Annotated in this window: 12 protein-coding genes; 7 read left to right on the plus strand and 5 right to left on the minus strand. The window is 39.5% G+C overall.

Annotated features, from left to right (window positions below):
- From GWK51_RS08325 to GWK51_RS08345, 5 genes are all read right to left on the minus strand, one after another.
- Positions 1–906, minus strand: a complete 906-nt coding sequence (locus GWK51_RS08325) for a DUF58 domain-containing protein (RefSeq protein ID WP_407925975.1) — start codon at positions 904–906, stop codon at positions 1–3.
- Positions 907–926: 20 nt separating this feature from the next.
- Entirely contained in the window at positions 927–1,886 is a 960-nt protein-coding gene (locus GWK51_RS08330) for an AAA family ATPase (RefSeq protein ID WP_161933357.1), read from the minus strand.
- 87 nt (positions 1,887–1,973) lie between these two features.
- Positions 1,974–2,279, minus strand: a complete 306-nt coding sequence (locus tag GWK51_RS08335; RefSeq protein ID WP_171479175.1) for a YbdD/YjiX family protein — start codon at positions 2,277–2,279, stop codon at positions 1,974–1,976.
- Positions 2,279–4,381, minus strand: coding sequence for a carbon starvation CstA family protein (locus GWK51_RS08340; RefSeq protein WP_100242880.1), 2,103 nt, complete (start codon positions 4,379–4,381; stop codon positions 2,279–2,281). Before GWK51_RS08340 ends, GWK51_RS08335 begins: the two co-directional genes overlap by 1 nt.
- A 2,074-nt stretch (positions 4,382–6,455) precedes the next feature.
- Positions 6,456–6,920 carry a hypothetical protein gene (locus GWK51_RS08345; RefSeq protein ID WP_161933358.1) on the minus strand — a complete coding sequence of 155 codons (465 nt, stop codon included), beginning with the start codon at positions 6,918–6,920 and terminating at the stop codon, positions 6,456–6,458.
- A 422-nt stretch (positions 6,921–7,342) separates the two neighbouring features.
- On the opposite strand from GWK51_RS08345, the gene GWK51_RS08350 reads away from it, so the two are divergent.
- The 7 genes from GWK51_RS08350 (at position 7,343) to GWK51_RS08375 (ending at position 12,031) form a co-directional block, all read left to right on the plus strand.
- Positions 7,343–7,762 carry a hypothetical protein gene (locus tag GWK51_RS08350; protein WP_161933359.1) on the plus strand — a complete coding sequence of 140 codons (420 nt, stop codon included), beginning with the start codon at positions 7,343–7,345 and terminating at the stop codon, positions 7,760–7,762.
- 204 nt (positions 7,763–7,966) lie between these two features.
- The gene (locus GWK51_RS08355; protein WP_161933360.1) at positions 7,967–8,674 is read left to right on the plus strand and encodes a transglutaminase-like domain-containing protein; all 708 of its coding nucleotides are present in this window, start codon (positions 7,967–7,969) and stop codon (positions 8,672–8,674) included.
- A 48-nt stretch (positions 8,675–8,722) separates the two neighbouring features.
- Positions 8,723–9,496 (plus strand): HAD-IIB family hydrolase, encoded by a 774-nt coding sequence (locus tag GWK51_RS08360; RefSeq protein WP_161933361.1) that lies wholly within the window; start codon positions 8,723–8,725, stop codon positions 9,494–9,496.
- A 27-nt stretch (positions 9,497–9,523) separates the two neighbouring features.
- Positions 9,524–10,744 (plus strand): glycosyltransferase family protein, encoded by a 1,221-nt coding sequence (locus GWK51_RS08365; protein ID WP_161933362.1) that lies wholly within the window; start codon positions 9,524–9,526, stop codon positions 10,742–10,744.
- 408 nt (positions 10,745–11,152) lie between these two features.
- Positions 11,153–11,401, plus strand: a complete 249-nt coding sequence (locus GWK51_RS08370) for a hypothetical protein (RefSeq protein WP_161933363.1) — start codon at positions 11,153–11,155, stop codon at positions 11,399–11,401.
- An 84-nt stretch (positions 11,402–11,485) separates the two neighbouring features.
- Positions 11,486–11,731, plus strand: a complete 246-nt coding sequence (locus GWK51_RS16460) for a hypothetical protein (protein WP_171519164.1) — start codon at positions 11,486–11,488, stop codon at positions 11,729–11,731.
- An 81-nt stretch (positions 11,732–11,812) separates the two neighbouring features.
- On the plus strand, positions 11,813–12,031 hold the full coding sequence (locus GWK51_RS08375; protein WP_161933364.1) for a DUF6500 family protein: 219 nt from the start codon (positions 11,813–11,815) through the stop codon (positions 12,029–12,031).
- Positions 12,032–12,118: the final 87 nt, after the last annotated feature.

Below are 12,118 nucleotides of genomic sequence, written 5' to 3' on the forward strand. Positions count from 1 at the left end.
TTAAGCCTGCGCCAACAATCGTTTAGCTTGCAGTAATTGCTGCTCCCCGATCCCTTTTGGTAGTTCGGCATGGGGTAAAAGCAAGCGATAAGCGCATTGTTGTTGCTCACATTGTTCAACCAATCCCATCATCAAACGTAACTTTTCCTCATGATCGCTGCTAGGCATATGTTGGTAGTCAATCTCGACACTATGTTGATCATCGTGCTGTTCAAACACTTTCACATAAAGACCTTGTCCCCACGCCACCTGTTTCCAAGAAACGGCTTGGATCGAATCTCCTTGTCTGAAATTACGTAGCTCACGAAACTCATCAATCTCAAGTTCCTGTTTTTGCTGGCTGCGCTGTTGTTCCGTAGTAGGATATTCAGCACGCGGTGCAATCCATGACTGGCCTGTTAAATACAGATACGTCCATGCCCGCACCAGTCCAAACGGATAGACTGAAAATAGCTTGACTGTCGGATAGATAAAAAGCCCACGTGAATCAGGATGCAATTCGAGCGTATAACGATGCTGTAGATCACTCAACTGAATACGATCAATCCGCTCATCCACCTGAACCCACAGATAACGCGCTTGCGGTTGGCTTTGTTTGAAATAAAAGTCTAACAGTAAAGGCTGCCCTACTTGCCCCAGCTTTGCATAACAAACTTCAATCTCTAAGCCGTGTAATTGTTTAAAAGTAATGTAAAAACTGATACATAAAATGGCACTAATCAGAAAGCAAAAACCCAGAATCAGGTTATTGGCATAATTCACCCCTGCAATAAAGGTGATTAAAATCAGCACCAGATATAAGTAGCCTTGCTGATAGATAAAAACCAATACATCCTTTTGCATCAGTGTTTTTTGACGGGTAAAACTAAACCTTTTTTTCGTCCATTTTGACCAAAATGACTGAATCACTTTAAGTTTCCTTGCCATTAACTGATACGAATCTGTCGCATCAGTTGAGCAGTTTCAGATTCACTTAATCCAATTCGATGTGCAGTCACTGCAACAAAAACAGCCTGTACATCATCTGCCGTGACAAAACTACGCTGCTCAATTAAAGCATGTGCTTGCGCAGCTTTTTTCAATGCCAGCAGCCCGCGGGTCGACAAACCATGCCGCCCTTTACGACTTTCTTGTGCCAAATCTAGTAAATAATCCATCACCACATCACCCACATAGACTTGCTGCACCAGATGTTGTAATTGCAAAATTTCATCTTGCTGGAAGACTTGCGCCAAGGTTGAAATTAGAACCTGTCTTGAATCTTGCTGTAATAAGAGCTTTTCAGCCGAGCGTGAAGGATAACCCAATGATAAACGCATGAGGAAGCGGTCTAGCTGTGATTCTGGCAAAGCATAAGTTCCGCTCTGGAATAACGGATTTTGTGTAGCAATGACCCAAAATGGCTGCGGTAAAATATAACGCACGCCATCTACCGTCACCGCACCTTCTTCCATAGCCTCAAGTAAAGCACTCTGGGTTTTGGGGCTACAGCGATTGATTTCATCCGCCAGTAAAATCTGAGTAAAAATCGGACCTTGTTTAAACTCAAACGAATGTTCTTTTTGGTTAAACATATTCACACCAATCACATCACTGGCCAGCATGTCGTTGGTAAACTGAATACGTTGAAATTGTAATCCCGCAATGTGTGCCAAAGCACTGGAGAGTGTGGTCTTGCCTAAACCGGGTAAATCTTCAAACAGGACATGTCCACCAGCCAGTAAGCAACTCAGCGCCAATTTGGTCTGTTGTTGTTTATCGAGAATAATTTGATTAATTTGAGTCAAAAATGCCTGAATCTTAGTGGCATTGGCTTGAATTGCAGCCTCGATTTTTCGTGTATCTTCTGCAAGGTGCTGTTCAGTTTTCTGTTTTGCCCAAGTCACAAATCGTCCCCAATAAAAAACGGCGCATGCTTAACATACACCGTTTTCTACTTTTTCCAAAGGAATCAGTAACTTTCTAAAAAACACTCAACACGGACACTTCTTCAAATTCCCGCCCGCAGTAGGATAACGAGCATCCACACAATGGCGATAAAAGGTCTTAGCATCCATTGGTGTTAAATCTGGATGATGCTTTTTCATGTGCTCCAGATAGTGATTGTAATCAGGCACCCCCACCATCAAGCGAAAACTCTGCTGTAAGCGCTGCCACAAGGTTGCGATTCGAGACCAATTTTTTGGATTTAGAATCAAGTCCTTCTGCGACATGATGGTCATCTTGATGATTTTCACGATCATGGATTTACCATTCTTAGCAATTTTCAACTCCATGATTACTCACCTCTTGAAGTTGCTGTTGAAACATTTTCTTCCGCATACACTGCTGGCGCTTCATGCACAGTCGGAACTGGGCTTGCCAATGCGCGACGAATAATCCCAATGGATGCAATTACCATCACCACGGCAACAATCATGAAGAAACCACATAAGGCTGCATTAATGTGATTGGAAAGAATCACAGTTTGCATTTCTGATACAGTTTTTGCAGGTGCTAAAATTTCATTACGTGCCATCGCATCCGAGAAACGATTGGCTTGTGCCAAGAAGCCTATTTTTGGATTTTCATGGAAAATCTTTTGCCAGCCTGCAACCATACAGGTAATCAGTAAGAAAATCGTTGGGATGATAGTCACCCAAACATATTTTTCTTTCTTCATTTTAAACAGGATGACCGTACCTAAAATCAAGGCCATCGCAGCTAACATCTGGTTACCGACACCAAACAGCGGCCATAATGAATTGACCCCACCGAGTGGATCCACCACACCTTGATAGACGAAGAAGCCCCAACCACCAACGGCTACGACTGTACCCACGACATTCCCAAAAAATGAACCTGATTTTTTGATGGCTGGAATTACGATACCAACCGTATCTTGCACCATGAAGCGGCAAGCACGTGTACCTGCATCCACCGCAGTTAAGATGAATAATGCTTCAAACAGAATGGCAAAGTGATACCAGAACGCCATCATCGAACGGTTATTAAAAATTTCCGAAATGATGTGTGCCATACCAATCGCGAAGGTTGGCGCACCGCCTGTACGGGATAAGATGGTTGATTCACCAACCTCTTGTGCCAATAAGCTTAGCGTTTCAGGCGTAACCACAAAACCAAGATTACGCACGGCTTCGGCGGCAGATTCAACCGTAGTACCTAATACCGCAGATGGCGCATTAATCGCAAAGTAAATACCTGGATCAAGGACCGTGGCGCAGATCATCGCCATAATCGCGACGAATGACTCCATCAACATACCACCATAACCAATCATGCGAATATCGACTTCATTCTCGACCAGTTTCGGTGATGTACCACTCGATACTAAAGCATGGAAACCTGAAATTGCACCGCAGGCAATGGTAATAAATAAGAATGGAAATAAACTGCCTGAAAATACTGGACCTGTCCCATCAATAAAGTGCGTTACGGATGGCATTTTCAGCATTGGCATAGCGACCATGATTCCGACAGCTAAGCCTGCAATCACCCCAATTTTAAGGAAGGTCGACAGATAATCACGCGGCGCAAGCAATAACCATACTGGCAATACAGAGGCGATAAAACCGTAGATGATTAAACACCATGTAAGTTGCGTCCCTGTCAGGGTAAAGAACGGCCCCCAATACGGATCTGCTGCAACCTGACCGCCATAGACAATTGCCATCATCATCAGCACAAAACCAATGATCGAGACTTCTGCAATTTTACCCGGGCGCAGGTAACGCATGTAAACACCCATAAACAGGGCGATTGGGATGGTAGCTGCAATACTAAACACACCCCACGGGCTATGAGCTAATGCCTTCACAACGACCAGCGCCAGTACCGCTAGGATAATGATCATTACGCCTAGTGCCCCAAGCATGACCACAATGCCCGCGAAAGCACCGAGTTCCTGTTTTGCCATTTCCCCCAGTGAACGCCCATCTCTACGTGTAGAAATGAACAACACCAAGAAATCTTGTACCGCACCCGCAAAAACCACCCCGATCAGTAACCAGAGTGTACCAGGCAGATAACCCATTTGTGCAGCGAGGATTGGACCCACCAAGGGACCTGCACCTGCAATAGCTGCAAAATGATGTCCGAACAATACATATTTATTGGTCGGCACATAATCCAAACCATCCGCTAAACGATGTGCTGGCGTTAATCGCTTCGGATTCAGTTCAAAGATTTTGGTTGCAATAAAAAGACTGTAAAAGCGATAAGCTATGCTATATACACAGATGGCAGCTAAAACCAGCCATACTGCATTGACATGCTCTCCACGACTAACCGCTAATATTCCAAAAGACACCGCGCCTATAATCGCGACTAAACTCCAGACAAGTTTTGAGGGGAGCGTAGATTTTTGTTGAATCGTATCCATTCATGACCTCATTCAGATTCGTTAAGCAGTTTGTATTCTTATTCGCGTTGTCTGCCGAATTCCTTATTCACTCTACTCCTTATACTTTCGTATTCCTCTACGACTTTGGGATAAAAAAGGTTGATTAATCATATTATTTTTAAAGTAAATCCAGATCACCCTTTAAAAACTCTTATGATCTTCTATTCTTATAAAGCAACAGTTTAGTTAATTGGAAGAATTTTAACCAAACCTAGTAAAACCATATCTTGCGAGTACTTCCATTCAGACTCATTGTTATCATACTGAGTGATTCTAAACTTTGCTCCTTAAAGCCAACTGAAAAGATGTAGCGTGATCAGATGACGCGTGCTTAGAACTACAATTAACTGGGAAGAAATGTAGGTACTATCGTTACTGATCTTGAGCCATGCCAAAGATACTTACACTTGGTCAATATCCCCTCATCAGATGAGCTGAAGCTATAAAAAAAGCGTGATGAAGCAAAGGCTTTGCGTATTGATTACATTTACCCTATCACTCATTGTGCAGAAAAAAAAGTGGGGGCTAAAAATACTTGTACAAATACTTTTAAGCGGGTTATTCAGGAGTCTATCAAGGTAAAAATGGCTGACCAATCTCACCTGTATTCTGTGTAATTTTAGACAAGTTGCATTTACAATGCTTATAAATGTATAGGCTATAAAGATGTAAGAGCCATTTCATCAGCCAACGAACTCAAATCATACGTAATACATTAATAAAAAAATAGATTTCTCTTATCAGTCGCTTTAACCTGCTTTTTTTCCAGAGAATACCGTAGATGATTTTATGAATTCTCGATATAGAGTTAAGCTAATCACATGTTAGATAGAGCATAATAATTAAAGAAAAGAGAAGCTTAGAATGACCTTAATTCACAAAAAATGTTTCAGATTTTTACTCCTATTTATTGTTCTTTCTATTGGCTGGATCATTCTCAATATTGCCTATCTCACGACTGATCTAAATAAAATTAAGGACCTTAGTTCCACATATTCAAGATTAATTGGACTCGTTTGTTTTATCTTCATTTACATATCGGTAGTATGGAGCTTAGAACACTATAAGCTCTCAAATTTCAGGAAGGTTTTTATATCGTTATTTCTGGCTCTTGGCTTATGGATTCTATGTGGTTTAATCGCCTTGATTACTGTTGTATTACTAGGTTTTAGTATCTGAAAATGATTCATAATAAATGATCTGAACTTAAAGAACTTCTAATTGAATTGCAGAAATCATTGATATTCCATAGATCGTGATAAGTGATGAAATATAGGTTGATTCCAATCACTCATGCTCTCTTCGATTCTATTGATAAGTTTCAGACTGCTTCGCTTCTCTGACTCTTCTTTGAACCACTCTACGGCGATAGCACCATTGATACAATGGTCATGGACAGTCAAAGCAATCTTAGAGGCTATGTTTTCAGATCATCTCTCTATTATTATGCTTTGGTTAGTTGCACACCATCCACTAGAAGTATTTATAGAGTAAAACGTATCTCTATATTTTTACCATCTAAACATCCCGTAAGCGTTAAAAGCATTGAAATTTATCAACTAAATAAAGGCTTCTGATCACACTCATAAAAATGCGCTTTCACACTACTCCAGACTGAGTCTTTCACTTGCTGGTTAATCTGCATCTGAAAATTGTCTTCATCAATCTGATAAATCATATATGAGACGATCCGTGCGTCATTTTCAAAGACAAAGTGAAAATTTGGCTGCGCCTTTGTCTCTAAATAAGTTACTGCCTGACACTGTCGCATAAACCGATCCAGTAATATCACAATTCTCTCATCACCCTGTATTTCACGAGGACTTTGTTGTGGACTGTGTAAAGTTATTATTTCAGCAGGAACAAAATCTTTAAGGTAAGTCTTTTTATTTAAGGGCTTCAACGTAAAATACAGCGCAAGTGCAAAAATGCTAAAACTCAACAACATGATCATATATATTTGAGGTTTAATGGCTAGCTCTCCTCAATAATCAACCTATTTTTTAAGTTATGATGATCGCCGAAGTGCAATCCACTTCGGCTTAAATGTGATTTATTTCTTTACTTGGTAAGCCTTAAATTTAGCACGTTGCTCATTTAAGCTATCTACCGCATCTTGTTTAATATCATCAATTCCAATCATGGCAACATCATATAAAACATCTTTTTGAGCCTTAGAAGTACGTTCAGCATCATAAGTCATCCAGTTATCTGCTGTAGAATATACAGCGACATCTTGCTCCAAAAACTCATTCGCCAGTAAACGAGTGGATGCTGAAGCAGAAGTTTGATGGGGTGTAATTTGATAAGCATACTGAATATCAATTGTGGCATTGGCTGCTTTCAACAATGCGCATGTCTTGTCGTAATCTTCTAGCTCAAGCCCTCTATCTATAATCATATTGTCCAGTTCTTGATTAGTGATGTAGGCAATTTGACACGCTTCTTGTGCAAATACATGCGTTGAAATGAATAAAACTGGCAAAATTGCCAAGGTACTTTTGATTAAGCCTTTCATGAAACCACCCCTGAGATAAAAGTAAAAAACCAATAAATCGGCTAAAAAATCATCACTATATAGATCGTTTCACATTTGTAAGAATCAAAAATTATGGTGGCTTAGACCTGCTCCCTTATAGATGCTTATTTGAACATTTTTGAAATTGACGCTCAGGCAGCAACACGTTATGGTTGGACTCCATACTCTGGAGGTTTCTTATCTTTTATTAGATTGAATGAATTCAAGAGATGACTTAGCAAAAAAACATGGAGGATTCTGTCACGACGCTAAGGCAACAAAGGAGAAAAATGATGATCAGATGATGACAAGAATCACAAATATAACAAGTACACCTAGATTGGTGTCATGAATAAGAACTATAGAACACCCCCTCCCCAAATAATTACTTCATCGCTTTCAGAATGGTATAAGGAATTACAATGCCTGAAATTATAGATCAAGACAGAATTACAGCTTTAAACTCAATTACATGGGCAAAATCATTTGAAGAGAATGATTTCTTATATTTAAAACATGTAATTAATGGATTAATAGACAGTAGTAGTAATGATTCTATATCGGTTCAAGTCGATCGAAATAAAAAAATAATACATATCTTTGAACCCTTTGCTGCACTCAATGACTTAGGTTATGGCTCCCCATCCGTTGTTTCAATCGATGTTGCTACCGAAGGAAAAGTTAAATTTCTAGGCGGTGATGACAATGGCATAGAAATCAATTCCACTCGATTATTTGACATCACGATTGTCAACAAGCCACAAAACCTCACAGCAGATATATGTTTCTGGCATTTTGTCGATGCGATAGGCTGTGCATGTACAGAACTTTGCGAGTCATGAGTATTTTAAGGCTCTCATTGAGAGCCTTTGCCATAAAATGCTCTTCCCTTAATTTCTAATGTAACTGCTTTGAGCCATTGCCCTACATAAAAAGATTCAGATTGCGAATAGTCTCGCATAAATTCTCATTCTACTTTGCATGTTGACCTGAGTCTTACTCCATGGTTTTTAATCTAGGGACTGACTTTAGAATGAGAAATCACGATGGAAAAATACCTGAAAGCGACTCCCTTATTGGACTTTGATCATCCACGAATAAAAGAGCTTATTCATCAAAAAGATTGGAATCGACTGAATGAGGTGGAGAAAGTCAAACAGATTTACAACTTTGTACGGGATGATATTAAGTTCGGCTACAACACCAGTGACGTAATCAACGCATCCGAAGTATTAACGGATGGCTATGGACAATGTAATACCAAAGCCACCCTATTGATGGCACTATTAAGAGCTGTAGGTATTCCTAATCGTCTACACGGCTTCACTATCGATAAGAAATTACAAAAAGGTGCGCTTGATGGGATTTGGTATGCACTATCGCCAGATAATATTTTGCATAGCTGGGTCGAAGTCTTGTTGCATGACAATTGGTACATTCTAGAAGGTGTCATTCTAGATCAGCCATACTTAGCGCAACTTCAAAAAATGAATAAAAGTACCTCAAACGTATTTTGTGGTTTTGGTGTTTTCACGGAGAATTTTGATCATCCACCTATCGACTGGAATCTCAGCAATACCTACATTCAGGACAAAGGGATTAATCAAGATTTTGGATTGTTTGATAGCCCTGATGATTTCTACAAAACGCATCAGCAACAACTGAGTTACCTAAAGGGCGTACTTTTTAGAAATTGGATCAGGCATTCTATGAATAAAAATGTTAATACGATTCGATCAAAAAAAATGTCTTAAAAGAGGATTTACATTATAAAAACGACCCGTCGACATGAAACAGCATTCATGATCATCACTGATCTAGATGGTTCATTACTCGATCATCGTCATTATGATTGGGTTGCGGCAGAACCCTGTTTGAGTCAGTTAAAAAATAAAGCCATTCCGATTGTGTTCTGTACCAGTAAAACCCAATCCGAGATTGAAACCTTGCAAAGGCAAATGGGCTTACTGGGTCAGCCCTATATTGCTGAAAATGGTGCAATATTGTCTGTAAATCATGAGATCCAGATTATTTCTGAGGCAGCGACTGGTCTAAGCTATCCTCAAATTACAGAAATATTAACTCAGATTAGAACATCTTATGGCTTTCAATTCCTTGGATTTCATGATGTTAACACTACTCAAGTTGTACAGTTAACAGGGTTAAGCCTTGAACAGGCACGATTTTCGCAAGACCGTATCGCATCTGAACCCATTTTATGGAAAGACACCACTGAGAATTTTGCGCTTTTTCAGCAATTATTAGCTTCTAAACAACTAGATTTGATTCAAGGTAGTCGCTTTTGGCATGTGATGAATGCTGGCAGTCATAAAGGTGCAGCATTCAACGCATTTATGCAACACGAGCTACAACAACAGAGAGCGTGGAAAACAATCGGTCTAGGTGACAGTCCGAATGACTTATCTTTTTTAGAACTGACTGATTATGCAGTCATTATTCGTTCTGCCTTAGACACAACGATGCGCTTAAAACGTAAAGACATGCACAATATTTATCATAGTCAATATCAAGGTCCCCAAGGATGGTGTGAAGGTATTCGACATTTTTTACTATAGCAATGTACTTTAAAAAAGGAGGGCTATATGTCTGATTTTCATCAAAATGGAATGTTTACTAACTTTCACAATCTTACCCGTCGACCTGTAGAAGACTTAGAACAAGAATTACTGACTTTTTCCAAACGCCGAAAAATGGGCTTAATTTTACCTTCCTTATTTAGCGAACTTGAAGGACCCGCTTTAAATCACATTATTAATGAACTCACCAAAGTCCCTTATTTAGAAGAAATTGTGATTGGGCTTGATCAAGCGGATCGAGAGCAATTTTTATATGCAAAAGAGTTTTTTGGACGACTACCGCAACGCCATCGTATTTTATGGAATGATGGTCCTCGTTTAAAAGCCATTGATGAAAAATTAAAGGAGAAAGGTCTTGCTCCCTTAGAAGCAGGTAAAGGACGCAACGTCTGGTTTTGTATGGGCTACAACTTAGCATCAGATCGAACTGACTGCGTCGCTTTGCATGACTGTGACATTTTAACCTATGACCGCTCTTTACTGGCTCGGCTGATTTACCCTGTTGCCAATCCTTCTTTCCAGTACATTTTTTGCAAGGGTTATTATTGTCGTATAGCACAAGATAAACTCAATGGCCGTGTTTGCCGACTGCTTGTGGGTCCTTTATTACACTCTTTGCAACTGGTATATGGTCATCATGATTTCCTGGCGTATTTGTCCCATTTTCGCTATGCCTTATCTGGGGAGTTCGCAATGCGCACCCGCGTCCTAAACAACATTAAAATCCCTTCAGACTGGGGGCTGGAGATTGGAATATTGTCGGAAATCTATCGAAACTACAGCCCCAAACGCAGCTGCCAAATCGAAATTCTAGATAACTATGAACATAAGCATCAACTCTTAACACACGAGGATGGAAGCGATGGCTTAAAACGCATGAGTCAGGACATCATTTTATCGTTATTACGTAAATTGGCGATATTGGGTGTAAATATAACCAGCGACTCCTTTCGCGTCTTGAAAGCAACCTATTATCGTAGTGCGCTAGATATGATCGAAATTTATCATCATGATGCCGTAATGAATGGGCTGACATTCGATCAAAATATTGAAGAGATTGCCGTTGAGTTATTTACCCAGTCCATTTTAGAAGCCGGTCAAGCATTTATAGATAGACCGAACGATCAACCCTTCATTCCAAGTTGGAATAGAGTGCAGTCCGCATTCCCAAATATTTTTGAGGAAATCTATCAGGCTGTTGAACAGGACAATCTTGGAAGCGTCTAAGCTTTTAATCCTTAAAAGTGTAAACAAATACAGTGAAGAGCCAGTGACTTTATAAAAAGTACAACAATGATTATTTTATTCTAATGCTCTTCCCCAAGACTTCTTAAACCTAGCAATCTAACCTATTCATGGATAATTTTTATGTGGTATATCAAAAAGAAAGGCCTATATTTATCGAGTCGAAACATGGTCTATCAGGATGATCATTGAGAGTCTTCAGAGATTGATGCTCAATTTATGACACGTTATACATGAGTGAAAGATCCTACACATGCTATGACATTTATGGATCGATTCAGTACTCAAGGCTATTTGGCAAGAAAACATGGGGAATTTTGGCGGGATGCTGAGGTTTTTGCGGAATAAAGTTGTTAATATTAATAATTATATAATTACAACGAGAACATCATGTCAGTCGAGACGTATTCCAAACAAGAACTTGCAGAAACAACCTTAGCTGCTCTTGTAAATTTATTAAAATTAGATGGTTATGATCTAGATCAACTGTTACTCCATTATGTCGATCATATTTTAGATAACAAATTCTCCAATGCAGATGCCAGTGTAAAACTAGCAAGTATTGATCACCTCAAAGCGTGCATTGATGATGCAAAACAAAATCCATTACTTGAAACCAATCCTAGAAATCTCAAGTAATCCGTTTTCGATCATTTTTCAATTGATGCAATTTTATGCTATAAGGTAGGCGCTTTTTTTACTTTTTTGCCATCTGGGCTTTTTATGAAAAATACATCATCTTCTAATGACACTGAATCAACCGTATTGGGTTGGAAATTTGTTGTTATTGTCGGAATTATCACGACCATCTTTTTTACTTTTTTATATTTGGCGATGTCTAGCGATCCAGAGTATATGCCTAACCGTGAACCGAAAGTTGCAACGCAGCCAGCGGCGGTGCCCCCAGCAGAGCCAACCACGGAATCTCATGCAGTTACTCCTGACGGTGAAAACAGCAAAGCGCATTAATTGATTGAACAAAAGCCCTCACCTGAGGGCTTTTGTTAAGATGTACTCCATTCTTATCAATAATATGAAACTAATCAAAATATGAGAGATGAACTAAAACAAATTTTTATTCGCGGCTGCAATGAAAAGATTGAGAAAAAAGGCGACAACGTGGGTTTATCTTTTTATGCTTTTTTTAAAAATAAAAATGACAATCCTGAACTGTTGATGGAAGCAGCACATTGGTGGATCATGCAGCATAAACTAGATCACTTTGAAAAAGCCGTGAAGATTAAGCAGCTTGTTTTAAATGAGTCATAGCCTATTGTCTAGTAAGTCATGATACAAAGCTCTTCAGCATTTTGATATGCGTTTACGATTCGGATCATCATTATTCTTAGTTAAGTG

The sequence above is a fragment of the Acinetobacter kanungonis genome, from assembly GCF_009939195.1.
Lineage (GTDB): Bacteria > Pseudomonadota > Gammaproteobacteria > Pseudomonadales > Moraxellaceae > Acinetobacter > Acinetobacter kanungonis.